21 protein-coding genes are annotated in these 25,454 nt (G+C 62.4%); 12 read left to right on the forward strand and 9 right to left on the reverse strand.

Going from position 1 to position 25,454, the window contains the following annotated elements:
- Window positions 1-200 precede the first annotated feature (200 nt).
- From AB1N67_RS09625 to AB1N67_RS09635, 3 genes are read left to right on the forward strand one after another with little or no spacing between them, the layout of a single operon-like run.
- Complete coding sequence (locus tag AB1N67_RS09625; protein WP_367863744.1) at window positions 201-1,244, forward strand: homoserine dehydrogenase; 1,044 nt, start codon at window positions 201-203, stop codon at window positions 1,242-1,244.
- A gap of 11 nt (window positions 1,245-1,255) precedes the next feature.
- Window positions 1,256-2,674, forward strand: a complete 1,419-nt coding sequence (locus tag AB1N67_RS09630; RefSeq protein ID WP_090345641.1) for an aldehyde dehydrogenase family protein — start codon at window positions 1,256-1,258, stop codon at window positions 2,672-2,674.
- 51 nt (window positions 2,675-2,725) lie between these two features.
- The gene (locus tag AB1N67_RS09635; protein ID WP_090345643.1) at window positions 2,726-3,055 is read left to right on the forward strand and encodes a RidA family protein; all 330 of its coding nucleotides are present in this window, start codon (window positions 2,726-2,728) and stop codon (window positions 3,053-3,055) included.
- On the opposite strand, the gene AB1N67_RS09640 is transcribed toward AB1N67_RS09635, so the two are convergent.
- The 3 genes from AB1N67_RS09640 to AB1N67_RS09650 form a co-directional block, all read right to left on the reverse strand.
- Window positions 3,052-3,522, reverse strand: a complete 471-nt coding sequence (locus AB1N67_RS09640) for a hypothetical protein (RefSeq protein ID WP_139205755.1) — start codon at window positions 3,520-3,522, stop codon at window positions 3,052-3,054. The two genes, AB1N67_RS09635 and AB1N67_RS09640, sit on opposite strands and share 4 nt — an antisense overlap.
- Before the next feature lie 41 nt (window positions 3,523-3,563).
- On the reverse strand, window positions 3,564-4,481 hold the full coding sequence (locus AB1N67_RS09645) for a hypothetical protein (protein WP_367863745.1): 918 nt from the start codon (window positions 4,479-4,481) through the stop codon (window positions 3,564-3,566).
- A gap of 95 nt (window positions 4,482-4,576) precedes the next feature.
- The gene (locus AB1N67_RS09650) at window positions 4,577-5,344 is read right to left on the reverse strand and encodes a hypothetical protein (protein ID WP_324725133.1); all 768 of its coding nucleotides are present in this window, start codon (window positions 5,342-5,344) and stop codon (window positions 4,577-4,579) included.
- Between the two features lie 325 nt (window positions 5,345-5,669).
- Between AB1N67_RS09650 and AB1N67_RS09655 the strand changes: the two genes are divergently transcribed.
- On the forward strand, window positions 5,670-6,578 hold the full coding sequence (locus AB1N67_RS09655) for an NAD synthetase (RefSeq protein ID WP_182941127.1): 909 nt from the start codon (window positions 5,670-5,672) through the stop codon (window positions 6,576-6,578).
- A 675-nt stretch (window positions 6,579-7,253) separates the two neighbouring features.
- Complete coding sequence (locus AB1N67_RS09660) at window positions 7,254-7,649, forward strand: hypothetical protein (RefSeq protein ID WP_182941121.1); 396 nt, start codon at window positions 7,254-7,256, stop codon at window positions 7,647-7,649.
- Window positions 7,650-8,363: 714 nt separating this feature from the next.
- Here the strand turns inward: AB1N67_RS09660 and AB1N67_RS09665 are convergent.
- From AB1N67_RS09665 to AB1N67_RS09675, 3 genes are all read right to left on the reverse strand, one after another.
- Window positions 8,364-9,641 carry a bifunctional O-acetylhomoserine aminocarboxypropyltransferase/cysteine synthase gene (locus AB1N67_RS09665; RefSeq protein WP_043213632.1) on the reverse strand — a complete coding sequence of 426 codons (1,278 nt, stop codon included), beginning with the start codon at window positions 9,639-9,641 and terminating at the stop codon, window positions 8,364-8,366.
- 178 nt (window positions 9,642-9,819) lie between these two features.
- The gene (locus tag AB1N67_RS09670) at window positions 9,820-10,797 is read right to left on the reverse strand and encodes a 5'-nucleotidase (RefSeq protein WP_102082457.1); all 978 of its coding nucleotides are present in this window, start codon (window positions 10,795-10,797) and stop codon (window positions 9,820-9,822) included.
- A gap of 31 nt (window positions 10,798-10,828) precedes the next feature.
- Window positions 10,829-11,977, reverse strand: coding sequence for a helix-turn-helix transcriptional regulator (locus AB1N67_RS09675; RefSeq protein ID WP_043213635.1), 1,149 nt, complete (start codon window positions 11,975-11,977; stop codon window positions 10,829-10,831).
- 220 nt (window positions 11,978-12,197) lie between these two features.
- On the opposite strand from AB1N67_RS09675, the gene AB1N67_RS09680 reads away from it, so the two are divergent.
- On the forward strand, window positions 12,198-13,811 hold the full coding sequence (locus tag AB1N67_RS09680; protein WP_102082459.1) for a phosphoethanolamine transferase: 1,614 nt from the start codon (window positions 12,198-12,200) through the stop codon (window positions 13,809-13,811).
- A gap of 45 nt (window positions 13,812-13,856) precedes the next feature.
- Here AB1N67_RS09680 and cysN read toward each other — a convergent pair whose 3' ends face one another.
- The 3 genes from cysN to AB1N67_RS09695 all read right to left on the reverse strand — a co-directional run bounded on the left by cysN (window position 13,857) and on the right by AB1N67_RS09695 (window position 17,221).
- Window positions 13,857-15,743, reverse strand: a complete 1,887-nt coding sequence (cysN, locus tag AB1N67_RS09685; RefSeq protein ID WP_367863746.1) for a sulfate adenylyltransferase subunit CysN — start codon at window positions 15,741-15,743, stop codon at window positions 13,857-13,859.
- A complete protein-coding gene (cysD, locus tag AB1N67_RS09690) occupies window positions 15,743-16,657 on the reverse strand; it encodes a sulfate adenylyltransferase subunit CysD (protein ID WP_256664336.1) in 915 nt (304 codons plus the stop codon). The genes cysN and cysD overlap by 1 nt, the downstream gene beginning before the upstream one ends.
- Before the next feature lie 93 nt (window positions 16,658-16,750).
- Window positions 16,751-17,221 (reverse strand): SRPBCC domain-containing protein, encoded by a 471-nt coding sequence (locus AB1N67_RS09695; protein WP_367863747.1) that lies wholly within the window; start codon window positions 17,219-17,221, stop codon window positions 16,751-16,753.
- A gap of 410 nt (window positions 17,222-17,631) precedes the next feature.
- On the opposite strand from AB1N67_RS09695, the gene AB1N67_RS09700 reads away from it, so the two are divergent.
- The 6 genes from AB1N67_RS09700 to AB1N67_RS09725 all read left to right on the forward strand — a co-directional run bounded on the left by AB1N67_RS09700 (window position 17,632) and on the right by AB1N67_RS09725 (window position 25,383).
- Window positions 17,632-18,135, forward strand: a complete 504-nt coding sequence (locus AB1N67_RS09700) for a hypothetical protein (protein WP_367863748.1) — start codon at window positions 17,632-17,634, stop codon at window positions 18,133-18,135.
- Window positions 18,136-18,263: 128 nt separating this feature from the next.
- The gene (locus tag AB1N67_RS09705; protein WP_367863749.1) at window positions 18,264-21,146 is read left to right on the forward strand and encodes an RHS repeat-associated core domain-containing protein; all 2,883 of its coding nucleotides are present in this window, start codon (window positions 18,264-18,266) and stop codon (window positions 21,144-21,146) included.
- Between the two features lie 153 nt (window positions 21,147-21,299).
- Complete coding sequence (locus tag AB1N67_RS09710; RefSeq protein WP_367863750.1) at window positions 21,300-22,412, forward strand: DUF1214 domain-containing protein; 1,113 nt, start codon at window positions 21,300-21,302, stop codon at window positions 22,410-22,412.
- Complete coding sequence (locus tag AB1N67_RS09715; protein WP_367863751.1) at window positions 22,412-23,587, forward strand: sulfotransferase; 1,176 nt, start codon at window positions 22,412-22,414, stop codon at window positions 23,585-23,587. Before AB1N67_RS09710 ends, AB1N67_RS09715 begins: the two co-directional genes overlap by 1 nt.
- A gap of 30 nt (window positions 23,588-23,617) precedes the next feature.
- Window positions 23,618-24,406 carry an SDR family oxidoreductase gene (locus tag AB1N67_RS09720; RefSeq protein WP_367863752.1) on the forward strand — a complete coding sequence of 263 codons (789 nt, stop codon included), beginning with the start codon at window positions 23,618-23,620 and terminating at the stop codon, window positions 24,404-24,406.
- An 11-nt stretch (window positions 24,407-24,417) separates the two neighbouring features.
- Complete coding sequence (locus AB1N67_RS09725; protein WP_043215155.1) at window positions 24,418-25,383, forward strand: hypothetical protein; 966 nt, start codon at window positions 24,418-24,420, stop codon at window positions 25,381-25,383.
- The last annotated feature ends 71 nt before the right edge of the window (window positions 25,384-25,454 follow it).

Genomic DNA, 25,454 nt, shown 5'->3' on the forward strand with positions numbered 1-25,454 from the left:
CACCGTATTGCGCACACCTGCTGCCGAACCACGCCGCCCGGGCTCGACCCGGGCGGCGTTTTTCGTGTGGCCGGCATAAAAGCAGGCGCCAGGCACTGGTCAGATTGGCCAATAAATACAGCGGATTGCCATATTCAACTGGCATGGCCCGGCTCTTAGGCTAACCCCATCGACCAATCGCCTGAGAAGGACCACGCAGCATGACTGAATACAAGATCGCACTCGTTGGCTTTGGCGGAGTGAACCGCGCCCTGGCCCAGCTGATCGCCGAGCGCAATGCGCGCTGGCAGCAGGAGTTGGGTTTCAGCCTGAAGATCGTCGGCGTCACCGACCTGTTCCTGGGGTCGGCCATCGACCGCGATGGCCTGGATGCCGCCACCCTGGTCGCGCTACCGGCCAGCAAGGGGGCGCTGGCGCAGTTGGCACAAGGCTCGGCGGAGGCCTTCAATGAGGCGGTGATCAAGCAGTCCGGCGCCGACATCATCGCTGAGGCCACATTCACCAATCCCAAGGATGGCGAACCTGCTGCCACCTTCTGCCGCTGGGCGCTGGAGGCGGGCAAGCATGTGGTCACCACCAACAAAGGGCCGGTTGCCCTGCATGCCCAGTCGCTCAAGGCGCTGGCCAAGGCCAAGGGGGTGTCGTTCGAGTACGAAGGCGCCGTGATGAGCGGCACCCCGGTCCTGCGCATGGCACGCCAGACATTGCCCGGAGCAGGGCTGGTCGGTTTCGAGGGCATTCTGAACGGCACCTCCAACTATGTGCTGACGCGCATGGAAGAAGGCCTTGGCTTTGCAGAGGCGGTCGCCAAGGCCCAGGAATTGGGCTACGCCGAAGCGGACCCGAGTGCCGACGTCGAAGGTTACGACGTGCGCCTGAAGGTGGTCATTCTGGCCAACGAACTGCTGGGCGCCTGCCTGCAGGTCAGCGATGTGGCGTGCAGCGGCATCAGCGCGATCACCTGCGACGATATCCAGCAGGCCCTGGCCTCGGGCCAGCGCTGGAAGCTGATCGGTGCTGCCAGCCGTAACCAGGACGGCTCGGTCCAGGCCAGCGTGCAAGCCCGCCCGCTACCCGGCAACCACCCCCTGGCAGGCATCAGCGGCGCCACCAACGCGGTCGCATTCGATACCAAACTGCTGGGCGCCGTGACTGTGTCGGGCCCTGGCGCCGGGCGGATCGAAACCGCATTTGCCTTGCTGTCGGACATCGTCGCCATCCACGCCACCAAGCACTCGGCCTGAGGAGCAACCCCATGAATCTGTCCTACCTGCCACGGGTTTCCTTGCAGGAGCCCGCCTTGATCGACGTGTACAGCCCCTTCGATGGCAGCCTCGTCGGCAGCGTCGAAAACCTCGGTGTCCAGGACGTGCCGGGCCTGTTGGCCCGCGCTCGCCAGGGCGTCAGCGACAGCGCCGCACTGCCTCGGCATCGCCGAGCCAGCATCCTGGAAAATACCGCGCGGCTCATCGAGCGGGATGCGGCGGACTTCGCCGGCCTGATCGTCGACGAGGCGGGCAAGACCCTGCGCCAGGCCGAAAAAGAAGTGAAGCGTTGCATCAACACCCTCAGGCTCTCCGCCGAGGAAGCGCGGCGCAACGCCGGGGAAGTGGTGCCTTTCGATGCCTATGAAGGCTCGGAATCGCGCCAAGGCTGGTTCACCCGCGAACCCCTGGGGTTGATCCTGGCGATCACCCCTTACAACGACCCGCTGAACCTTGTGGCCCACAAGCTTGGCCCGGCCATCGCCGGGGGCAACGCGGTCATTCTCAAGCCTTCGGAATTGACCCCGCTGTCGGCCATCAAGCTGGTGCAATACCTGGGCCTGGCGGGTTTGCCCGACACCGTGGTCACTGTCGCCACCGGCGGCGCCGAGCTGGGCAAGGCCCTGGTCGCGGTGCGTGAAGTCCGTATGATTTCCTTCACCGGCGGCTTCGCTACCGGCGAGCAGATTGCGCGTAACGCGGGCCTGAAGAAGCTAGCCATGGACCTGGGCGGCAATGCCCCGGTGCTGGTGCTGGAAGACTGCGACCTTGCCGCCACGGTCGAGGCCTGCGTCTCGGGTGCATTCTGGGCGGCCGGGCAGAACTGCATCGGTACCCAGCGCATTCTCGTGCACGCCTCGATCTATGAGGCGTTCCGCGAGCGCTTCGTCGCCCTGACACGCTCGATGGTGTTGGGCGATCCCGCCCGGCGCGAAACCGACATGGGGCCGATGATCACCGAGGCCGCGGCACGACGGGTCGAGGCCCTGGTGGACCAGGCGCTGGAGGAGGGGGCAACGCTGCTGTGCGGCCACCAGCGCGAGGGCGCCGCCTATGCACCTACCGTGCTCGAGCAGGTCTCCCACGCCAGCCAATTGTGGCGCGAAGAAGCGTTCGCACCGGTGGTCATGCTGGCGCCGTTCGATGATCGCGAGCAGGCCATCGCCCTGGCCAATGCGCCGGAGTACAGCCTGCATGCCGGCGTGTTCACCCAGGATCTGTCCGCCGCGCTTGCACTGGCCAAGCGCATCGAGGCCGGTGGCGTGATGATCAACGACTCCTCGGACTACCGCTTCGACGCCATGCCGTTCGGCGGTTCCAAGTACGGCAGCCTCGGGCGCGAGGGTGTGCGCTTCGCCTATGAAGACATGACCCAGCCCAAGGTGGTCTGCATCAATCAACTGAGTTAATGCACAAGGGAGTACACATCGATGATCACACGTCATGCCTCAGGCGACCGGATGTCGCTGGCCGTCAGCTACCGAGGCCTGTTCGAAACGGCGGGTATCGCCGCCCACGACCTGCAACAGGATGTGCAGGGGCAACTCCGGCAAGTGCTTGCGATCATCGATGGCCTGATGGCCGAGGCAAGCATCGGTAAGGACCAGTTGACCCGGGTTCAGTTATGGCTAGCGGACTACAGCCATTTCGACCGGGTCAACGAGGTGTACGACGCCTGGCTTGAGGGCTGCCCAAAGCCAGTGCGTGCCTGCGTCGGCGCTGACCTGGGCGACGGTTACCTGGTGGAGATGCAGGTGTTTGCGATTCATCAGGGGAGTGCTGGGGGCTAGCGCCAGTAATACCCCGAGCACTCATGTTGAAGCGCCCCCGGGAACTCCCAGTTGCGAATCAAGTACTGCTCCGCACCCGGCAGCGCGCAGTCAATATGGCGGCGGTTGAGCGCCGGTTTGTGCGCTGCAATCAACACCGACTCCACGGCGCGGATTGCTTGCGCGGTGAGCTGTTGCCCCTCTTCAAGGGTGCCCAGGGAGACCGAGAGATTGGCGTGATACCAGAACCGGCCCTTCAGATGCTCCCCCAGCCGCGCCCGAAAAGACCGGCCAGTGGCGGACATTTTCGTCTCGCCAATATACAGAAGCACATCCGGTCCATAGACCGGATGACGCCCGTAGAGGCAGTAAAAACCGGTGCGCTGAAAACCGTCTGCCTCCGGCAGCCCGTGCACCTGTTCGTTGGGGTCATAGTGGATCTTGATCCGATCGGACCAGGAAATATCGACAACGGTGAATTCGGTCATGGCGCTCTCTTGGCGGGTCTCAAGCTGGCGTGTTGACAGTGTCATCTGCGCTCGAGTTGGCGATATTGATGCAGGGCATGGAGGGACAAGGCCAGGATCACGGGGATGTGCAAGGTCATGGAGATCGCCCCGATGTCGTACCAGACGTGGGCAACCGTATTGAGATAGAAGAACAGCGCAAACAGCCCAAATAATGATTGCTGGAACAACTGCGGCTTGTCTTTTTTCAAGTGGCTGCGTGTTCTGTCGAAGGCAATGCCGCTGAACACGATGCTCAACAGGAACCCGATAATTGGGATGAGCAGGAGCGGGTGGGCGCTTCCTGTGTCGGTCAGCCTGCGAGCAAGGAAGAAGTACTCGCCGGCCAGGAGGATCAGCGAGGACGTCAGGATGAAGGCGAACAGGTAGAAATACCCGTTCAGAATGCATTCGAGTACTGGTTTCTCCTGGCGTTCTTCTTCCTGCCGGTTTCTCGGCATACTCACTGCGGCCGTCAGCAACCCACCGGCCAGCCCCCCGAGTGTCATGGCGGTGAAGGTGGTCAGCACGCCAGCCAGCTCGATCTTGCCGAGCAATCGCTCGCGCTCGTTTTTCAATGAGGCGGCATTGGGTGCAGGGTTGGTGGTCTTGTCAGGCGTGAGCCTCCCACTCCCAGGGGCCGGCGTTTCGAGCCCGGATAATTGCTGCTCTACATCGATCAAGCGTTTCTTGGCACTGAGGCTGTCAGCTGCGATATCTGCTGTGATGATCACCGCCCCACAGATGGCGATGACAAAACCCAGCATCAATCCGCGGGCGGTGCTCAGTTTCAACGGGATGATGGAGGCGAAAAACGTCACGATGCCCCAGACGACGAGCATCTCCAGGAAAGGGGTTTGTATCAGCTCATTCCAGTTGTCGAGCCTGGAAAGGTATTGCTGCTGCAGGGTCTGGAAGAGCGGTTGGATACTCGACTGCACTTATCTGTCCGAAGTCGCGAAAAGAAGGTCCAACCTGTTAGATCGCCCTGGGTTTGCAGATCTTTAATGATTTGCAGGGCGTTTCTAATGCTGCATCAGCGTCTACGGCGCAACACCGCTGCCAGCGCCACGGTCAACACCACCGCCAGCACCACGGCCAAGGCAAAGGTCGCCGCGATCCCCAACTGCTCCAGCAACCCTGCGACCACCAGATAAAACGCGATAACCCCCACCGCCCCGATGGCATTGCCCCGCACCATCGCCGCCATCCCCGCGCGCCCGCCCTGCACATGGGCGAACACCACCAATGGCCAGGCAATCACCGGAATCGGCGCCAGCATCCCGCTCGCTGCCGGCCCCAGCCAGCTGGCAAAGCCGGTGGTGACCATCAGCAAGGTGGTGGCGGCCACCATGCGCAGGGGGATTTCCCAGTAGCGATGACGGGGTTTGGCCAACAGCTCTGGCTTGGGTTCGCGGTCGGTCGCGCGGATCAGCCAGGCGATCAGCGCCACGGAGACGGCAATCGACAGGTACAGGCTGCCGCCGTGGGTAAAGGCGTAGGCGGCCACGGCGTAGAGCGCCAAGGCCAGCAGAACGGCCCAGCCTGTGCCGGTACGGCGGGTCGCATACAGATAGCAGACGTAGGTCGCCTGCACCGCTGCAAGGCCGCCGAGCGCACCGGGTACTGCGTTCAGGGTGAAGGCGGTGCCTTGTTCCAGGCATAGGAAGGTCATCACCAGCGCGGAGGTGATGGGCAAGCCGGACAACAATCCACCCAGCAGGCCACCCCAGCGCCGCGAAGCGAGGGAGACGGCCCACATCAGAAGCGGGGTGACGATGAGTTTGAGGTAGAAGAGCGTCATTGCCGGCGGCTCGTCCGCGTCGATTGTGCCGGGGGGGCAGAGGGCCTGGGGATGGCGCGGTCTTCCGGCTTCATGCAATCGGTCCTTGAGCACAGGCGGGTGTGACCGAGCATGCGGTGCTCCAGTGTTGATGGTCAACCCTTGTGCGCGCCGTTGCTGAGGCGGCTATTCGGGGCCGGCGAAAAGGCCTCGAAGGGGCGGGCAGGGAGATGACGAGGTTCTTCGGAAGGCACCGACATACAGGCCATCAGGGGCTCCGTACGCTACGGGTTTTGCACGCGGCGACTGGTTTTCCGCCATCTCGGTTCTTCAGACAGGATGCTTGATGAGACTTACACGCTTGGACGAACTCGGAGCACGCCCCTCGACCTACCTGGCGCGGATGCGCATCGAGCAACTGATCGATCTGCCTCGGTTGTTTGCGGTGATCGATGCCGACCCGGCGCTGATCGGGGCGGGGGTGGTTTATATCGATGCGCAGTACAACATCGTCAACCTGCGTAGGTTTCAGGCGGTGTGCAGTGTGGTGCCGAAGCGGGTGGTGATTCAAGAGCTGAGGCGGCATGTTACGCCGCAGCAGTATGTGGAGCAGGTTCAGCGAGGTTCGCGCGAGTCTCGGCTGTTTGCGGAGGTGGCAAACGCAGGCCTCGCGTGTGTTGGCGCTATTCTGAGTGGAGTTATCATGATAGGTGGTGGCGGTTTCTCGGCAGTTTCAGCCGGCCTCGCGTTGCCGCTCTTCTATCTGGGCGCAGCTGGAACGGTGGCGGCTGCCGGACAGTGCCTCATAGGTGGTATCCGGAGTTACCATGAGTACAACGATCGTGATCGAGTGGATGCTCTAGATAGTCAAGAGTGGTATAGGATCGTTTCCCAGTTATTGGATGCAATATCGCTGCTGGGTGTGACGGGATGGTCTGTCAATACAATTAGATTTCTGCAAATCCGTAAAGCTAAAACCGGACTTAGTTGGTTACGGCTTCTGCAGCCATTGAGTCGACAGCAACGTAAAGCACTTACTTATGAGTTGATGCGGCTCAAGCATCCGAGTCTCACAAAAAAACAGTTGAAACTCGCGCAGCGTGCGGGTGAAGTGGAGAAGCGCTTGGTGCCGGCAGAGGTGAATCGAGCCACCTCTGTGCTCATAAAGGAATTTTTTACGAGTATACTAACTGTGGTCGGAAGCTCGCGTGTTCAGGCGATCGCCATAAGTGTCATGGAGTTTGAAAAAAGATGATGCCCGGTGAAGCATTGCCTTGGGGGGTTAGACAGTATCTTCCGATATTCGCGATTATCTATGTTTTTACATTGATGGCAGGTGCTGCTGCGTTGTCGGGAATCGCTCACGCACTTCCGCTTCGTCTCGATACGGTAGGTGTGGAATATGTTGTCGGGATAGGCTTGGCATTCTACATATCTATTCAAAGTTTTTTTGTATTGCGAGCTCATCCTCAGGCGCTAAGAATACTCATCATTTTACTTTTAGTGTTTTTTGGATGCGCTTTTTTGACCTACAATATGTCAGTTAAGCCTATGCTCGCTCTTATGGCTTGGCTTCCCTCATTGATTGCCTTATGGCTGCTGAACACCCGCCGCTTCCGAGTCCTCTGGAAACGCCTATGCGTCATGCGCAGACGCCGAACACGCCAGCGGCGCCTGATCAGGCAGCTCAAACGAACGCACAGACGTTAAAATTTTGATCCTTTTGATAACGACGTCGTTTTTGCGGACGTATTCGTGGGTGAGTCGGAGCGCCGAATAAGCTAGTACAGAAAAATAAGGTGGTTTTAGAAGTGGACCGAACTCGGGTTCAGTCCATTAAAGGCACTCTCATCGAGTTTGATTCAGAATGATGCGACTCAGAAAGCCTCTAGTTTGGATCAGGCCCTATATCTGGGTCTTCTTGATTAGCATGGTGCTCACTGTACTTTCCGGTGGGGCTTCAGTGGTCATTGTCACGAAGTGGATGACTTTTGGATTTCCAAAAGAGCTGGAAATGTTTGTTGCGACGAGCGTATTGAGTCTGTTTATCTGGGTGCAGTCGTTCTTAGTGCTCAGAGCTCATCCACGAGCGGTCAAAACGCTCGTGGTGATACTGGTGATGTGTCTCGTGAGCATTCTGGCAGGTTACAAGGCGACGCCAAATCCTAAGATCGTCGTCATGTTCGCTATTTTGCCTTTGACAGCATTATGGCTACTGAACACCCGTCGCTACCGGGGGCTTTGGAAACGCCTATGTGTCATGCGCAGGCGCCGCACCCGCCAGCGGCGCCTGATCAGGCAACTGAAGCGAACCGACAGGCGTTAGTTTCTGATCCTGCCGATAGCTACGCCTTATCGAAGGCCGTATTAGCGGGTTTAGCCACGAATAGCCAGTGCACCAATACAAGGCGATTTTTTCGGAAGGGTGTTCGAGCGATCGCCGTAAACGTCATGGAGTTTGATCCAGAATGATATATTACGAACCGTTGCCTTGGGCGATAAGGCGGCGTCTTACGATCTTCTTGGCTATTTACTTTTTTACACTGATGGCAGGTGAGGCTGCGTTGTTTAGCATCACTCAGGTAATTCCATTGAGCCGCGATAAAGTTGGTTTAATGTATTTTGTGGGCTTAGGCTTGGCGTTTTTTACTGTTTGTCTAGTCTTTTTTGTATCGAGGGCTCATCCTCGCGCACTGAAAAGCCTAATTGTTTTACTCGTGGTGTGTTTCTTATGTGCATCCTTCATCTACAAGACATCACCAAAGCCCGTCTTAACTCTGATGGTCTTGCTTCCCTCATTGATTGCCTTATGGCTACTGAACACCCGCCGCTTTCGAGGCCTCTGGAAACGCCTCTGCGTCATGCGCAGGCGCCGCACCCGCCAGCGACGCCTGATCCGACAGCTCAAACGAATGCGTAGGCGTTAGGTTTCTGATGACGGCGTCGTCCTTGTGGACGCCTGCGCGGGTAAATTGGAGCGCCGGAGCGCCACTCCCATTTACCCGCGAATAGGCCAGGGCCTGTCAACGATTGCAACCCGTCACCCGCGGCTCGCCTCCAGCGCCTGCGCCAGGTCCGCGATGATGTCATCGCAGTGCTCGATCCCGATCGACAGCCGCACCATGTCCCTTGGTACCCCAGCTTTTTCCAGCTCTTCATCATTGAGTTGGCGATGGGTGGTGGACGCGGGATGGCAGGCCAGTGACTTGGCATCGCCGATGTTCACCAAGCGCACCACCAACTGCAGCGCATCGATAAAGCGTGCGCCGGCTTCTTGCCCGCCTTTGATCCCGAACGAAAGAATCGACGCCGGTTTGCCGCCGGTGTAGCGGCGCGCTAGCGCGTGCTCCGGATGGTCCGGCAAGCCGGCGTACTTCACCCAGGCGACCTGTTGGTGCCCTTGCAGGTAGTGGGCGACCTTGAGGGCGTTTTCGGTGTGTCGCTCCATGCGCAGGGCCAGGGTCTCAAGCCCCTGCAGGATCAAGAACGCATTGAACGGCGACAACGCCGCGCCCGTGTTGCGCAGCGGCACCACGCGGCAGCGGCCGATGAAGGCGGCAGGGCCGAAGGCTTCGGTGTAGGTCACGCCGTGGTAGGACGGATCGGGGGTGTTGAGCAGGGCGAAGCGTGCTTTGTTATCGGCCCAGGGGAATTTGCCGGAATCGATGACGATGCCGCCGATGCTGGTGCCGTGGCCGCCGATGTACTTGGTCAGCGAGTGCACGACGATGTCGGCACCGTGCTCGAAGGGGCGACACAGGATCGGGGTGGCGACAGTGTTGTCGACGATCAGCGGCACGCCGTGGCGGTGCGCGGCGTCGGCCAGGGCCTGGAGGTCGACGATGTTACCGGCGGGGTTGCCGATGGATTCGCAGAACACCGCCTTGGTACGGTCGTCGATCAGCGCTTCAAGGGCGGCGATATCGTCATGCGGCGCGAAGCGGGTCTGGATGCCCATGCGTGGCAGGGTGTGGGCCAGCAGGTTGTAGGTGCCGCCGTAGAGCTTGGCCACCGAGACGATATTGTCGCCGGCCTCGGCGACGGTCTGGATGGCATAGGTGATGGCGGCCATGCCCGAGGCCACGGCCAGGGCGCCGACACCGCCTTCCAACGCCGCCATGCGCTGCTCGAGGACGTCGTTGGTGGGGTTCATGATGCGCGAGTAGATGTTGCCGGCTACCTTCAGATCGAACAGGTCGGCGCCGTGCTGGGTGTCGTCGAAGGCGAACGAGGTGGTCTGGTAGATCGGGACGGCCACAGCCTTGGTGGTCGGGTCGGGGCTGAAGCCCGCGTGGATGGCCAGGGTTTCCAGCTTCATGTATCGATCCTTGAGTCGTGGTGGAAGCGTTTGAGCATGGAGGCTGGGGGGAGGGTGGTCAAGGTGATGGAAGGCGAGTGATGTGCTCGAAAAGTTGATGTGCTTGGATACCCACCGTTGGTCCGTGAGCCTCGATCAGCACTCGCCCGGATGAGGCATCCCGGCGCTGGCGGATAACTTATTCGCTTTCCGCCTTTGCAGGTTCGGCCAGCGCATTGCCCGCTTCCCGACGCTTGTTCGCCACCCCAAACGGCACATGCACCATCGGCAGATCCCCAGCCACGGACGTCAGGTGGCTGCGTTGGTCGTCGAAAAACATGTGCGGCTTGAGGATCGACAGCACGCGGTCTTTTTCCATGCCGCCCAGGAAGAACGACTCGTCCGGCGACACGCCCCAGTTCTTCAAGGTGGTCACCACCCGCTCATGGGACGGCGCATTGCGCGCGGTGACGATGGCGATGCGCAGGATGCGCTGGTAGTCCGGGCACTGGGCCAGTTTCTGGTCCTCCAGGGTGCGGATGTGCGAGAGCTTGCGGTAGAGGTCCGCCAGCGGGCCTGGCTGGTGGGGGATGGCCTTGCGGTCGCGCTCGTGGGCCAGGAACTCGCCGAGGTCGTGATGCTGCTTGTACACGCTCTCGGCCTCGTCATCGGCGATCACACCGTCGAAGTCGAAAGCCACCCTCAGCTCGGTGTCGATTTCATCGTCGTAGATGCGCGTGGGCAGCACGAGGCCGGCGGGGTAGTCGGCGTCGATGGCGCGCTGGACGTCTTCTTCGTGGGCGCTCAAGAACAGCGAGGCATTGAAGGCCGGGATGTACTCGTAGGGCGAGCGGCCGGACATGAATGCCGCCCGGGTGATGTCCAGGCCGTAGTGGTCGATCGAGCGGAACACCCGCAGGCCGGTCTCGGGCGAATTGCGTGAGAGCAGCACCACTTCTACCGGCAGTTGCGCCGGGAAGGCCTTGTTGATGCTCAGAAAGCGCCGGATGAATGGGAAGGCGACGCCCTTGGGGAAGGGCTCGTCGAGGTTCTGCTCCTGATGCTGGCGGTACGCCTCGACCCCCTCGGTCTTGTAAATGTCATCGGACACGGTCAGGTCGAACAGCGCGCTGGAGGCGACGCCGACGACAAGTTTCTGCTCGATGGGGTAGGGCATGTGGCCTCCTGGGGCTGCTGTACAAGCCAGATTACCCCAACGACGCCACGCTGTTGAGCAAGGTCTTCACCAACTGCGCCTGGCGCGTGGCGCCGGTCTTGGCGAACACCCCGCGCAGGTGCGCGCGCACGGTATTGCGCGACACATGCAGCAGGTCCGCCGTTTCGTCCAGGGTCTGCCCGTCCATCACCAGCATTGCCACCTCGGTTTCCATGGGTGTGAGCTGGAACAGGCTGCGCAGCAGGTGGCGCGAGGCCTGGGGCGAGTCGGCCGGGTCGCGAATGAACAGGGCCACCGCCGGTCTGCGGGTGGCTTTGCCGGCCTGGTAGTTCAGCGGGATCGGCCGCAGCAGCAGGTTGAGTGGCATCTGGCCGCTGGGGCGGGAGAGGGTGAGCACCTCCAGCTCATCCAGCCCGCGCTGGCGCTGGCGCAGCACGGCCTGGACCGCTTGCTGCAAGGCGCGGTTCTCGTGGTTGAGGTAGGCGCACAGCTTCTCTTGCCGGCACACCAGGCCATCGCCTTCGTCGAACAGCCGCTGGGCTGCGCGGTTGCAACGCAGCTTGCGGCCGTTCTCATCGAGGATCACCGTACCGACCATCAAGCGGTCGATGGTCGCAGCATACAGCTGGCGCTCGGAGTCCAGCTGGTCCACGGCCGAGTGCAGGTCCACCGCCTGCTGCACGTGTGGCTGCAGCAGGCGCACCAGGGCGACCTCCCCGGCATCGAAGTCCGCACCGGTGTGCCCGCGGCTGGCGAACAAGGCGCAGTGCATCCCGGCGTTGGTCACCATGTTGGCCACCAGTACGTGGCGCAGGTCCAGCGGTTGAAGGTAGTTGCGGTAGAAGTCGTGGGCCAGCCACAGCGCGCTGCCCATCACCTGGTCGGCCGTAGCCACTTGATTGGCTGGCCAGTCGAGAAACGGGCAGATGGAATAGTAGTACTCGCTGTAGGACGGCTCGCCGGGCAGCAGCGGACCGTGGCTGGAGGCGTTGACGATCAGGCCGGGGCGTTCGTGCTCGGGGTTGCGCAGCACCAGGGTGATGAAGCTGGCGTCAAGGCGCTGGCGCAACTGTTCGAGAAAGCTGCCCCAAGGCGTGGATTCGAGAGGGCCTTGATAGACCAAGGCGAGCAAGGCGCTGAGCGCGTCGGTAGCGATGGGAGCCGGATGATGAGCGGTCATGCTGCGCCTCGCGGGGTATGGGGAAGGGCAGTATTGATGGGGGACTTGCCGGGTAAATCGTCTGTTTGGACTAACTGGCTATGCTCGGGGATGATCCTGCCGCAACCGTCAGCGCCGGCGTCCAAGGCGAAGCCCGATGATCTATGCTCGTTCGTATGCCAGCAACGGGGTATCGCGCAGGGACGCACCTCTCCCATGGGCGCCCGACGAGCATTAGAAAATGAAACTTCCCACGTTGAAGCAGGAATGGCCGAACCTGGTGCTCTGGGCGTTTTTACTATCGCCCATCATTATCCGCACCCTCGCCAACCCGTACGCGAAGATCGACCTGCTGGCGCTCTACACCGTCGCCATCTCGTTGCTGTGGCTGGCGGCGATCCGTTTTGCCTCCACCGATCAATTCAAGCTTCATGTTGGGTTGTTGCCGTTCTATTTGTTGGCCACCATCGACCTGTTCCTGACGCTCAACTTCAACTCCCGGTTGACGGCGGCCTACCTGTTCATCGGGCTGACCAACTACAAGGAAACGACCGACTTCCTGCTGACTTACTGGAAGTCCATTACGTTCGTGCTGGCGGTATTCGCGGCTTGTTACGGGATCGGTCTGGCCGGCCTGTACCGGCGTCGGCTGCCCAAGAGCCGGTCGCTGTTCGCCTTGAGCCTGTGCGCCTTGCTGCTGGGGTATGGCGCGTACTTCTACAAGACCGTGACGGTCAATTCGCTGGGCAAGGGCGCCGTGCTCGACCTGGTCGCCAAGGACCAGAGCACGCCGGTGGGTTACCTGTCGCAAATCGCCCTGACCGCCTACCTGCACGGCGAAACCCTCGAATACATCAAGCAGCGCCAGGACACCGAGGTCAACATCACTCGTGTCTCGAACGATTCGAACATCCAAACCCTCGTTTTCGTGATCGGCGAATCCTCACGGCCACACAACTGGTCGCTCTACGGCTACCACAAGCCAACCACACCGAACCTGGACAAGCGCCTGGGGCTGTTCAAGTTCAACCGCATGTGCACCACCGCGCCCTACACCGCGTTTGCCGTGCCGTCGATGCTGAGCCTGTCGCCGATCTCCGACTGGGACCAGATCGCCTCGACCAAATCCCTGGTGGGCATCTACCGTGCAGCGGGCTACAAGACCCATTGGTTGTCTGTCCAGGAGGTCGACAGCTTTGGTGGGATCATTCCGCAGATTGCCGCCGAGGCACACAGCCGGCAGTACTTCGAGCGCAGCTATGACGCCGCGCTGCTGCCTGTACATGAGCAAATCCTGCATTCGGCCGCTGCCAAGCAGGCGATCTTCATCCACATCAAAGGCAGCCATTTCGATTACGAGCGCCGGTATCCGGACAGCTTCGGGCAGTTCCAGCCCGCCACCGACAGCGCCAAGGACAGACTCGTCGCCCATTACGACAACACCGTGCTCTACACCGATTGGCTGTTGCACACCCTCATGAATCAACTGGAGGCCAGTAACAAACCGTCAGTGCTGGTCTACAGCTCCGATCATGGCCAGAACCTCATGGATGATGATCGCGGCTTGTTGGGGCATGGCATCGGCAATGAATACGACTTGTCGGTCTCGGCGTTCGTCTGGGCCACTGACAACGTGTCGCGCCACCAGAGCGCGAAGCTCGAAAAACTCAAGCAACGCCAAGACCAACGGGTGAGCATTGCCTCCCTGCCGCATACGCTGCTGGGGCTCACCGGCGTTTACACGGACGGCTACAACAGTGCCGAGGATCTGCTCAGCGACGACTTCGTCGACTCCAACTGCCCCTACCTGCTCGGCTCGGGTTTCGTGCCCTCGTTCGAGTTCGGTACCCGCTGAGCGGTCAGGTGCGGGCACGGCGGCGTGGCACCGCGCCCGCTGCGCTCATAGCCTGAGCAAGGCTTCGACGATGCGCTCGGCGGCGGCTTCGGCCGATTCGCGTTGGGTGTCGATGTGCAGCTCCGGGGTCACCGGTGGCTCGTAGGGCGAGTCGATGCCGGTGAAGTTCTTCAGCTCGCCCCGCCGGGCTTTCTGGTACAGCCCCTTGGGGTCGCGCTGTTCGGCCAGGGCCAGTGGGGCGTCGATGTAGATCTCCAGGAAGTTGCCATCCCCGGCAAGGCTGCGGGCCATGTCGCGCTCGGCGCGAAACGGCGAGATGAACGAGACCAGGGTGATCAACCCGGCATCGAGCATCAGCTTGGCCACCTCGGCCACGCGGCGGATGTTCTCCACCCGGTCCGCCTCGGTGAAGCCCAGGTCGCGGTTCAGACCGTGGCGTACGTTGTCGCCGTCGAGCAGGTAGGTGTGCCGGCCCAGGGCGTGCAGCTTGCGTTCCACCAGGTTGGCGATGGTCGATTTACCTGCCCCCGACAACCCGGTGAACCACAGCACCCGCGGGCTCTGGCCCTTGAGCGCGGCGTGGGCCTCGCGGTTGACGTCGATGGCTTGCCAATGCACGTTCTGCGCGCGGCGCAGGGCAAAGTGCAACATGCCGGCGCCCACCGTGCGGTTGCTCAGGCGGTCGATGACGATGAAGCCGCCGGTGTCGCGGTTGTCGGCATAGGCATCGAACGGGATCGGCCGGTCCAAGTGCAGGTTGCACACGCCGATGCCGTTGAGCTCCAGGGTCTTGGCCGCGAGTTGCTCAAGGCTGTTCACATCGACCCGGTGCTTGAGATTGGCGCAGCTCATGCCTACGGTGCGGCAGCCGATCTTCATCAGGTAGGGGCGCCCGGGCAGCAGGGCGTCTTCGTCCATCCACACCAGGGTGGCCTCGAACTGGTCGGCCACCGCAGGCGGGGCGTCGGCCAGGGCGATCAGGTCGCCGCGGCTGATGTCGATCTCGTCCTTGAGCACCAAGGTCACAGCTTGGCCGCATTCGGCCTGTTGTTGCGGGCCGTTGGGGCCGAGGATTTGCGTGACCTCGCTCTGCTGGCCTGAAGGCAGTACGCGGATGCGCTCGCCGACGCTCACGCTGCCAGCGGCGACGTTGCCGCAGTAGCCGCGAAAATCAAGGTTCGGCCGGTTGACCCATTGCACTGGCAGGCGAAACGCCGCTTCGCTGGCGCGGGCCTGCTCCAGGGGCACCTCTTCCAGATACGCCAGCAGGCTCGGGCCTGTGTACCACGGGGTATTCGGGCTGGGGCTGAGCATGTTGTCGCCGCGCAGCGCCGACAGCGGGATGCACTGGATATCATGCAGGCCGATCTGCGCGGCGAAGGCGCGGTACTCGGCCTCGATGCGCTCGAACACCGCCTGGGCGTAATCCATCAGGTCGAGTTTGTTGATCGCCAGCACCACTTTGCCGATACCCAGCAGCGACACCAGGTAGCTGTGGCGGCGGGTCTGGGTCAGCAAGCCTTGGCGGGCATCCACCAGGATCACCGCCAGGTCCGCGGTGGACGCGCCGGTAACCATGTTGCGGGTGTACTGCTCATGGCCGGGGGTGTCGGCGACGATGAACTTGCGTTTGTCGGTAGCGAAGAAGCGGTACGCCACATCGATGGTGATGCCTTGCTCACGCTCGGCGGCCAGGCCGTCCACCAGCAGGGCGAAGTCCAGCTCCTCGCCTTGGGTGCCGAGCTTTTTCGAGTCGGCTTCGAGCTGGCCGAGCTGGTCTTCGAACAACACCTTGGACTCGTACAGCAGGCGCCCGATCAGGGTGCTTTTGCCGTCGTCGACACTGCCACAGGTGATGAAGCGCAGCAGTTGCTTATGCTGTTGCACCTGCAGGTACGGGGTGAGTTCGTCGTGCTGGGTGATGGCGTTCATCAGAAGTACCCCTCTTGTTTTTTCTTCTCCATGGAGCCGGCCGAATCGCTGTCGATCAGGCGGCCTTGGCGTTCCGAGGTGCGGCTGACCAGCATCTCGCTGATGATCGCCGGCAGGTCGTCGGCGTCGCTGTCGATGGCACCGGTAAGCGGGTAGCACCCCAGGGTGCGAAAGCGCACCTTGCGCATCTGCGGGGTCTCGCCGTCACGCAGCGGCAGGCGGTGGTCGTCGACCATGATCAGGGTGCCATCGCGCTCCACCACCGGGCGCTCCTTGGCGAAGTACAGCGGCACGATGGGGATCTGCTCGAGATAGATGTATTGCCAGATATCCAGCTCGGTCCAGTTCGACAGCGGGAACACCCGCAGGCTCTCGCCCTTGCGTTTGCGCGTGTTGTACAGACGCCAAAGCTCCGGGCGCTGCTGCTTGGGGTCCCAGCGGTGCTGCTCGGAGCGCAGCGAGAACACCCGCTCCTTGGCCCGGGACTTTTCCTCGTCGCGCCGCGCGCCGCCAAAGGCTGCGTCGAAACCGTGCTTGTCCAGCGCCTGCTTGAGGCCCTGGGTCTTCCACACATCGGTGTGCAGCGCCGAGCCGTGGGTGAAAGGGTCAATGGCCTTTTCCACGCCCTCGGGGTTGATGTGCACCAGCAGTTCCAGGCCCAGGCGCTTGGCGGTCTGGTCGCGGAAGGCGATCATTTCGCGAAACTTCCAGGTGGTGTCCACGTGCAGCAGCGGGAAGGGCGGTCTGCCCGGAGCGAAGGCCTTCATCGCCAGGTGCAGCATCACCGCGCTGTCCTTGCCGATGGAGTAAAGCATCACCGGGTTTTCACACTCGGCCACCACTTCGCGGATGATCTGGATGCTCTCGGCTTCCAGCCATTGCAGATGAGTCAACATCGGATACCTCCTCGTGATCGTCCGGGCTTGAGCCCGGTTGACGCCAAGGTAGGCAATGCGCCCCCGGCGCCTCTTCGTCTGCTCGGACGAAGTGCGCCGGGGGCATGGAGATCACCCAGCAGCAGCGCGCAGCGACTCGGCGCGGGCCTTCACCGCCAGGGCCACGGCATCGAAGCCCTGCTTGACCCAGGGACCATGGTTGGCCATGACCGTGTCGGCGGTGAGCCCCAGGAACTGGTCGGTGGTGTGGTAGCGGCAGCTGTCCGGGCCGGTACGTTCGATCACCTGCTCGCGGCGGGCGGCGTCGGGGTTGCTGGCGCTGGCGTGCATCTCCCAGGCCAGCAGGCGGTACGGTTCGAAGTCGGCCAACTGCTCGGTCACGTGGATCAGCTCACCGGGCTGCGTGGGATCAGGCAGGTACAGATTGACCGGCTCGCCCAGGCGCAAGGTGGACTCGACCTTGATCGTGTACGGGTTCCACTGGGGATAGCGGGGCAGATCGATTAGGATCGACCAGACCAGCTCTGCAGGGGCGGCGATATCCACGGTGACGGAGCGAACCAGGTTTTTTTCTGTTGTCATCAAGGTGTCCTCGTTGGATGGCCCAAGCCCGGCTGGGCGCGGGAGAGCCAGATGGCCCAACGGGGGATCGTCGCCCGTTGCGACGGGGAGCTCCTCGTCCGTTTGGACGAGGAGGCAGAGTGAGGTAATCCTACTTGGAGCTAGGCATTGTTCCGTATGAGTGGCGGCAAAATCCGCCTGCTGTGAAGCAGTGCGCGTGCAGAACTCTGATCGAAAGTTAGGAACAATCCCACGCTACTGAACAAGGAGTGATGCACATGCCATCCAACGGTAATCCACCTTCAGCCTGGGGCAGGGCGCACGGGCGATCATTGTTCTCGTCGCCTCCCACTGCGCAAGCACACACGCCTGAGGAACCAAGGCCAAGAGCGGCAACTTCGCCAAGATTGCCGTCTCAGGATTTTTCTGGCATGGCGACGGCTAAGGAGGTGGAAAAAGCAAGAACGGCCGCAGCTTGGCAGGCCAGGAAGGAGCGTTTCGACCATGGCGCCGGCCTCATCATCAACGGTGAGCCAGGTGAAAAACTCAAGCGGGTGTTGCGCGCGCAAGGCGCCAAGAGCATCCATGAAATCGAGGCTGTAGGGCGCGACAAGGAGACCGGGCTGTACGTGTACATCCAGAATACCGGGATGAAGGGCGGGATGTATCACGTTGTGGGCAAGCACCTAGACGACTTCCATAAAGTCGGGGCCTACAGCAATGCGCAAATCAGAGAATTGGTGATCAGCGCAGTGACAACGGGCAGGCACGTCGCTACGCAAGGGCAGAACCGTCCGGTCTACCAGATCCAGTACGGGGGAAGATTGGTGCGGGTTGCCGTCAGTGTCGCTGCCAATGGGTATGTTATCGGCGCGAACATCTCCAAGCCTGGCGACACGACACGCGCACCGGAGGCTCGGTGGAATCCGCTGTAGGGAACAGGCGCCCGGAGAGAAGGGGGCAAGCCACAAGGCTGTTAGATCGCTGAGCTTTCACCGCGTGTGGGGGTGCTTAGGATGCTGAAAAGGGGCGGGTTATCTCGTAATGACTGAAGGAGCAAGTCTTGAACATTTCCCTATTCAGCAACACACCCACCGTCACGGTGTCGGACAATCGCGGCTTACCTGTACGCAGCATCGCCTATCATCGCCACCCCGATACCCCACAGGTGACGGATACGCGTATCACCTACCATCGCCGCGATGCCCGCGGCTTTCTGACCCAGAGCACCGATCCGCGCCTGCACGAGGCCGGGCTGGCCAACTTCACCTACCTGACGAGCCTGGCCGGCGAGGTCTTGCGCACGCAAAGCGTCGATGCCGGAACATCACTGGCCCTGAGCGATGTCGCCGGTAGGCCGTGCCTGACGCTGCACAACATCAGCGCCGACAAGGACGACCCGCCCGTGACCCGCACCTGGCAGTACGAGGACGCCTCGCTGCCGGGCCGCCCACTGTACGTGACGGAGCAGGTGGCCGGTGCGCCGGCGCGCGTCATCGAACGCCTTCTTTGGGCCGATCCGACACCAGAGGCCCAGGCACATAACCTCGCCGGCCAGTGCATTCGGCACTACGACACCGCCGGGCTGGTGAGGACCGAGCGCATTGCCCTGACCGGCGTGTCTCAGTCGGTCACCCGACAACTGCTCAAGAATGCCGACAGCCCTGACACCCTCGTCGACTGGCAGGGCGAGGACGACGCGGGGCTCGAGCCCGACGCGTACACCACCCAGACCACCACCGATGCCACTGGGGCAGTGCTGAGCACCCAGGATGCCGCAGGCCATAAGCAACGTCTGTGCTATGACGTGGCCGGCCAATTGGCTGGCAGCTGGCTCACGCTCAAGGGCGGCACCGAACAGGTGATCGTCAAATCCCTCCATTACTCTGCTGCCGGCCAGAAGCTGCGCGAGGAACATGGCAACGGGGTGGTGACGACCTATACCTACGAGCCCAAGACCCAGCGCCTGGCCTCCATCAAGACCGAGCGTCAGGGCAGTGGGGCGAAAGTGCTGCAGGATCTGCGCTACGCCTACGACCCGGTGGGCAACGTGTTGAGCGTGCGTAACGACGCCGAAGCCACGCGCTTCTGGCGCAACCAGAAGGTGGTCCCGGAAAACACCTACGCGTACGACAGCCTCTATCAACTGGTCAGCGCAACGGGGCGCGAGATGGCCGATGCGCGGCGGAAAGGGCAGGACCGCGACCATCCCGCGCTCATCGCATGCGATGACGCCACCTACACCCGCTACACCCGTACCTACACCTACGACAGGGCAGGCAACCTGGCCCAGATCCGCCACAGCGCGCCGGCCAGCGGCAACAGCTACACCACCGACATCACCGTGAGCAAACGCAGCAACCGGGCGGTGCTGAGCTCGCTGGCCAAGGATCCGACCGACGTGGAGACGCTGTTTAACGCCGGGGGGCAGCAGCGGCTGTTGCTGCCGGGCCAGTCCCTGGCCTGGACACCGCGTGGAGAGCTCGCACAGGTCACCCCCGTCAAGCGCGACAGCGGCGCGGATGACCACGAACGCTACCGCTACGACAACGCCAGCCAGCGTGTGCTGAAAACCAGCACCCAGCAGGCGGCCCGCACCACACAGACCAAGAACATCCTCTACCAGCCCGGCCTGGAGCTGAGGCGCACGCTGAGCAGCGGCAAGGTCACGGAAGACGTGCAGGTCATCGCCGTGGGCGAAGCGGGCCGCGCGCAGGTGCGGGTGTTGCACTGGGTAGCCGGTAAACCCACCGACATCGCCAACGATCAGTTGCGCTATAGCTACGACGACCAGACGGGCAGCAGTGCACTCGAAGTCGATGGCACAGGGGAACTGATCAGCCACGAAGAGTATTACCCCTATGGCGGCACCGCCCTCTGGGCCGCTCGCAATGCGGTGGAGGCGCGTTACAAAACCGTGCGCTATTCGGGCAAGGAACGCGACGCGACGGGGCTGTATTACTACGGGTATCGCTACTACCAGCCGTGGGTGGGCCGCTGGCTCAGCGCTGATCCGGCGGGGACGGTGGATGGACTGAACCTCTATCTTATGGTCAGGAACAACCCGGTGACGCTTGTGGATGAAAAGGGGCTCAACGGCGAAACACGTCACTTGGACAGTGCTCGCAAAGCGGCAAGATTAAAAACAGGGGAGCAACGGAAAGTACCAGGCTCTGTGTTGGGGTTTACTAGAAGCCAGCCTGCCACGGTCCATATAACAGCGGAGCCTGTGAGCACGGATAAGGTTATAGACGACGCGGTGCTGAGAAGTGTCCCCTTGCTGACGGATCTTTTCGTCCCGAACAAAGTGCGTTCTGACAGTGCAACGGCGGAAATCGTAACGAACCAAAACGGAGGAGGGATCCTCGCGTTCAACGCACTTCATTTGCCGCTCGCTGAAGATAAAAGCGTTAACGCCTTGCAAATAGTCCACACGAAGACAATGACATCCCAGAGAAGCCCAGAAATGCACTATGCCTATTGGGCGCCGCAAGGCGGATATGTCGATATTGCCGCTCATCCTCGACAGGGTGAACCTGAGCTCCTGTTTACACCCGGTTTCAGTGGATGTTCGCTTGTTGTGGACAAAATGAGCGAAGAGACCTTACGTGTTCGACATGTAGAGGGCAGCAAAGAAGACGCACAATATAATGATTTGGATGAGGCTGAGCATGGTATAGGAATGCTGGGAGCCATGGAATTTACAGATTATGGTTTCCACGTCACTGCAGACGGAAAGGTGGTCGAGAACGTGACGGCTACTGCTTTTATGAAATACGAGGAAGGTGAGTGGAGGATTAAGTATCAGAGCCTTCTGCTTTCGCCCACAATTGAATCGCTTCAAACAAAGCCGGGCGGCTTCTTCAAAGCGGACCAATTAAAAGCCAAAGTTAGGCATTACGAGGGGCGGTCCGTTGTCAAAACAGCAACGATCCCACTACGTTAAGGACATCTGCGTTTTCCACATTCATCAGCCAACGCAACTGCATTGTGTCACCGGAAGCGCACGTGCTGTTAGTCCGCTCGGACGTAGTACTCCGAGGGTCGCAATTCCTATGGTCTCCCAACCCGCGGCATTCCGCCCCCCAAGGAGACCCTCATGGTTAACGACCCAACCGAGCAGCAGGTGTGCAGCGGTGAAACCTGGAACCGGTTCTGCGAACAGCTAAGGCGCAGCGGCGAGCAGATCCTGCGCGCCGAGGCGCCGGCCGATGCGCAGACCCGCGCCGAAGGCTTTCGCTACCTCACGCGCCTGCTGCGCATCGCCCTGGAGATGCACCTGGAGTTCGCCGACCCGGACTTCCCAGGCTTCATCACACCCTCCCATGAAACCGCCAAGATCGGCGCCGACAACCCCGACAACCTGTACCGCTACGCCCGCCTCAATGGCGCCCAGCGCTACCGCGTCAGCGGCCAGCGCGGCAGTGTCGCCTACTTGAGCTTCGGCACACAAAAAGGCGGTTACGAGACCGACGGCAAGATGATCCAGACCGGCTTCATCGACGCCAGCCAGCTTGAGCTCGATGCCCACGGCAACTTCGAAATCATCCTCAGCCAGTACCCGCAGGCCAGCGGCAACTGGTTGCGCCTGGAGCCGGAGAGTAACGCGCTGATCGTGCGCCAGACCTTCCTCGACCGCGCCACCGAGCAGCCTGCACGGCTGCACATCGAGCGCCTGGACGCCGACCAGGTGCCCGCGCCGCTGGACCCTGCCTTCCTGCAGCAAGGCCTGCAGCGCGCCGCCTCGTTCGTGGAGAACACCGCACGGCTGTTCGCCGACTGGGCCCAGGGCTACCAGGCCCACACCAATGAGCTGCCGCCGGCCGACCAGGCGCTGTGCCAGTCGGTGGGGGGCGACCCGAACATCTTCTACTACCACTCGTACTGGGCGCTGGCTGACGACGAGGCGTTGCTGATCGAGGTCGACCACGTACCGGCGTGCGATTTCTGGAACTTGCAGATCAACAACTACTGGATGGAATCCCTGGACTACCGCTACCACCGCATCTGCCTGAACAAACACTCGGCCCAGTTGGATGACAACGGTGGCCTGCGCATGGTGCTCAGCGCCCGTGACCCGGGCTTGGCCAACTGGCTGCACACCGCCGGTCACCCCCACGGCACCCTGTGCCTGCGCTGGGTCGGCGCGAAATCCCCTGTTCACCCCAGCACCCGCGTCGTGAAGTTGCATGCCCTTGAGGAGCTCGTCTGATGATCAACAGTGAATTCGCCCCAGACCGCCTGCTGGCCGAGGCCAGCGCCCGGACCGGCGGCCTGCAGGATTTCGGCCCCGGTAACTACCGAGAGGCCCTGGCAGTACTGGCCCAGGCGCTGGAGCTGGAGGCCCGGTTGTCGTCCGCCGGGCGCGGCATGCTGCGCGAAAAGTTGGTGGCGCAACTGGCCAACCGCTTGGTGGTGGAGGAGCACTGCAAGCGCTTCCCCGAAATCCTGGCGCAACCTGTCGACGACCCACTGGTGATCGTCGGCCTGCCGCGCACCGGCACCACCTTGTTGCAGCGCACCCTGGCGGTCGATCCGCAGTTCAGCAAGGCCCATTGGTGGGAAACCCGCTATCCGGCGCCCCTGCCCGGCGAAGACCCGGCCCAGCCCGAGGCGCGCATCCAGCGCGCCCGCGCAGAGGTCGCGGCAATGGTCGAGCACCTGCCGCAGTTGCTGGCCATCCACCCCCTCGATGCCGAGCAGGCCGATGAAGAGTTCATGTTGATGGAGCACAGCTTCCTCTGCGCCATGGACTCCTATGTCAATGTGCCCAGCTACACCGCCTGGCTCGATCGCCAGGACCAGACCGAGGTCTACCACTACCTCAAGCGTTGCTTGCAGTTCCTGCAATGGCAGCAGGGCTTGCGCGGTATCGCACCGGGCCGTCGCTGGCTGCTCAAGAGCCCCCAGCACCTGCATACCCTGGAGCTGTTGATCAAGGTCTTCCCAGGCGCACAGGTGATCCTCACCCACCGCGAGCCTGCCAGCACCATCCCGTCGCTGGCGAGCTTCATCCATACCCTGTGGCAGCTGTACAGCGACCAGGCCGATGCCGAGGCCGTCGGCGAGCAGTGGAACCGCCGCATGGCCCGTGCCCTTCGTCATGCCATGGCCGTGCGCGAGCTGCTGCCCGCAGGGCGTGTGCTGGATGTGCATTTCGAAGACACCCTTGGCCAGCCATTGGCGGTGGTCGAGCGTATCTACGCGTTCGCCGGCCTGGACCTGAGCGACGCGGTGCGCGAAGCCATCGTGCGTTGGCTGGCCGACAACGGCCGCGAGAAGCGCGCCAGCCACCACTACACCCCCGAGCGCTTCGGCCTTACCGAGGCCATCTTGCAGCGCGACTATGCCCAATACCGCAGCCGCCACCTGCGCGCCCGTGCCTGACACCCTCACAACCAGAAGAAGGAACACTCCATGCTGTTGAACGACAAAGTCGTGATGATCTCCGGCATCGGCCCGGGCCTGGGTATCAAGCTGGCCCTGGAGGCCGCGCGCGAAGGTGCGCGCGCCCTGGCCATCGGGGCTCGCAGCGCCGAGCGGCTGGCCGACGCCCGCGCCCGCATTCTCGCCCTGGGCCACGCTTGCGACGTGCTGTGCGTGCCCACCGACATCACCCAGCCCGAGGCCTGCACCCGGTTTGCCGAAGCCACCCTGCAGGCCTTCGGGCGCATCGATGCCTTGGTCAACAGCGCGTTCTCCCACGGCGGTTTCCAGGCCGTGGAAGAGGCCGACAACGCGCCGCTGCGCGAGGCGCTGGAGGTCAACCTGCTGGGCTCGCTGAACATGTCCCGGGCCGTGCTGCCGGCGATGCGCGAGCAGGGCGCAGGGTCGATCGTGATGATCAACACGCTCGGTGTGCGCAAGCCTTACCCGGGCGGCGCGGCTTACTCGGCGTCCAAGGCGGCCCTGGCCGCCAGCGTGCGGTACCTGGCCTGCGAGCAGGCCGAGTATGGCATCCGCGTCAATGCCCTGGCCTGCGGCTGGATGTGGGGGGCGCCGGTGCAGGCGGTGGTCCGTCAGAGTGCCGAGGCCCGCGGGATCAGCGAGGCGCAGGTCAAGGCCGAGTTCAGCGCGGGCATCCCCGGCGGGCGTATGCGCACCGATGATGAATGCGCCCGGGCGGCGCTGTTTCTGGCCTCGGACTATTCCAGCGCAATCAACGGCGCGCAGCTCGACGCCAATGGCGGCGAAGTGATGTATTGAAGGGGGCGGTCATGATCGATCATTGCGCTTTCAACGGCGACGCCGATGGCCTGTGTGCCCTGCAGCAGTTGCGCCTGGCGGGCGAACTCGACCCAAACGTGCAACTGGTCAGCGGGGTCAAGCGCGACATTGCATTGTTGGGCCGGGTCAAGGCCCGCCCCGGCGAGCGGGTGACGGTGCTGGACATCGGTCACGAGCAGAACCGCGAAGACGTCCAGCGTTTGCTGGCCGACGGCGCCCAGGTGCGCTACTTCGACCATCACTTTGCCGGGGAACTGCCCCAGCATCCGGCCTTCGATGCGCACATCGACACGGCGGCGCACGTGTGTACCAGCCTGCTGGTCGACACCTGGCTGCAAGGCAAGGCCCACCGCTGGGCGGTGGTGGCGGCCTTTGGCGATGGCATGGCCGGGCCGGCACGGGCCCTGGCGCAACGCCATGGTCTGGGCGCACCTGAGCTGACGGCCCTGGCGCAGTTGGGCGAATTGCTCAATTACAACGCTTATGGCGACAGCGTGGCTGATTTGCACTTCGATCCGCTGGCCCTGGCCGCCGAGCTGTTGCCCTATGCCGACCCGCTGGATTTCGTGCAGCACAGCGCAAGCTTTGCCGTGCTGCGGGCCGGTTACGCCGCGGACATGGCCGCCGCCGCGGGGCTTTCGCCGTGGTGCGAAGGGCCGGGCATGCGCCTGTTCCGCTTGCCGGAACAGGCCTGGGCGCGGCGAGTCAGCGGTGTGCTGGCCAACGACCTGGCCGCTGCCGCGCCTGGACGTGCCGTGGGGCTGCTCAGCGCCAAGCCTGATGGCGACTGGATGTTCAGCCTGCGCGTGCCGGACGGTGCGCTTTGGTCCGCCGATGCCTTTTGCCGGCAGTTCCCCAGCGGGGGCGGCCGGGTGCGTGCCGCGGGCATCAATCGCCTGAGCCCCGCACAACTGCCAGCACTCGCCCAGCGCCTGGCCGCCTGCTACCCCGGCTGATCCCTCCCACCCCAAAAGCACAAGGCAAAACAAAAAGCCCCGGGTCTTTCGACACGGGGCTTTGAGGTGGT

Origin of the sequence: Pseudomonas guariconensis (genome assembly GCF_040822035.1) — a bacterium.
Classification (GTDB): domain Bacteria; phylum Pseudomonadota; class Gammaproteobacteria; order Pseudomonadales; family Pseudomonadaceae; genus Aquipseudomonas; species Aquipseudomonas guariconensis.

What these genes read in the sequence shown, in the direction of transcription:
- AB1N67_RS09625 (WP_367863744.1), top strand. Translation starts at nt 201, where the DNA reads ATGACTGAATACAAGATCGCACTCGTTGGCTTTGGCGGAGTGAACCGC.
- AB1N67_RS09630 (WP_090345641.1), top strand. Translation starts at nt 1,256, where the DNA reads ATGAATCTGTCCTACCTGCCACGGGTTTCCTTGCAGGAGCCCGCCTTG.
- AB1N67_RS09635 (WP_090345643.1), top strand. Translation starts at nt 2,726, where the DNA reads ATGTCGCTGGCCGTCAGCTACCGAGGCCTGTTCGAAACGGCGGGTATC.
- AB1N67_RS09640 (WP_139205755.1), bottom strand. Translation starts at nt 3,522, where the DNA reads ATGACCGAATTCACCGTTGTCGATATTTCCTGGTCCGATCGGATCAAG.
- AB1N67_RS09650 (WP_324725133.1), bottom strand. Translation starts at nt 5,344, where the DNA reads ATGACGCTCTTCTACCTCAAACTCATCGTCACCCCGCTTCTGATGTGG.
- AB1N67_RS09655 (WP_182941127.1), top strand. Translation starts at nt 5,670, where the DNA reads ATGAGACTTACACGCTTGGACGAACTCGGAGCACGCCCCTCGACCTAC.
- AB1N67_RS09660 (WP_182941121.1), top strand. Translation starts at nt 7,254, where the DNA reads ATGGTGCTCACTGTACTTTCCGGTGGGGCTTCAGTGGTCATTGTCACG.
- AB1N67_RS09665 (WP_043213632.1), bottom strand. Translation starts at nt 9,641, where the DNA reads ATGAAGCTGGAAACCCTGGCCATCCACGCGGGCTTCAGCCCCGACCCG.
- AB1N67_RS09670 (WP_102082457.1), bottom strand. Translation starts at nt 10,797, where the DNA reads ATGCCCTACCCCATCGAGCAGAAACTTGTCGTCGGCGTCGCCTCCAGC.
- AB1N67_RS09675 (WP_043213635.1), bottom strand. Translation starts at nt 11,977, where the DNA reads ATGACCGCTCATCATCCGGCTCCCATCGCTACCGACGCGCTCAGCGCC.
- AB1N67_RS09680 (WP_102082459.1), top strand. Translation starts at nt 12,198, where the DNA reads ATGAAACTTCCCACGTTGAAGCAGGAATGGCCGAACCTGGTGCTCTGG.
- cysN (WP_367863746.1), bottom strand. Translation starts at nt 15,743, where the DNA reads ATGAACGCCATCACCCAGCACGACGAACTCACCCCGTACCTGCAGGTG.
- AB1N67_RS09695 (WP_367863747.1), bottom strand. Translation starts at nt 17,221, where the DNA reads ATGACAACAGAAAAAAACCTGGTTCGCTCCGTCACCGTGGATATCGCC.
- AB1N67_RS09700 (WP_367863748.1), top strand. Translation starts at nt 17,632, where the DNA reads ATGGCGACGGCTAAGGAGGTGGAAAAAGCAAGAACGGCCGCAGCTTGG.
- AB1N67_RS09710 (WP_367863750.1), top strand. Translation starts at nt 21,300, where the DNA reads ATGGTTAACGACCCAACCGAGCAGCAGGTGTGCAGCGGTGAAACCTGG.
- AB1N67_RS09715 (WP_367863751.1), top strand. Translation starts at nt 22,412, where the DNA reads ATGATCAACAGTGAATTCGCCCCAGACCGCCTGCTGGCCGAGGCCAGC.
- AB1N67_RS09720 (WP_367863752.1), top strand. Translation starts at nt 23,618, where the DNA reads ATGCTGTTGAACGACAAAGTCGTGATGATCTCCGGCATCGGCCCGGGC.
- AB1N67_RS09725 (WP_043215155.1), top strand. Translation starts at nt 24,418, where the DNA reads ATGATCGATCATTGCGCTTTCAACGGCGACGCCGATGGCCTGTGTGCC.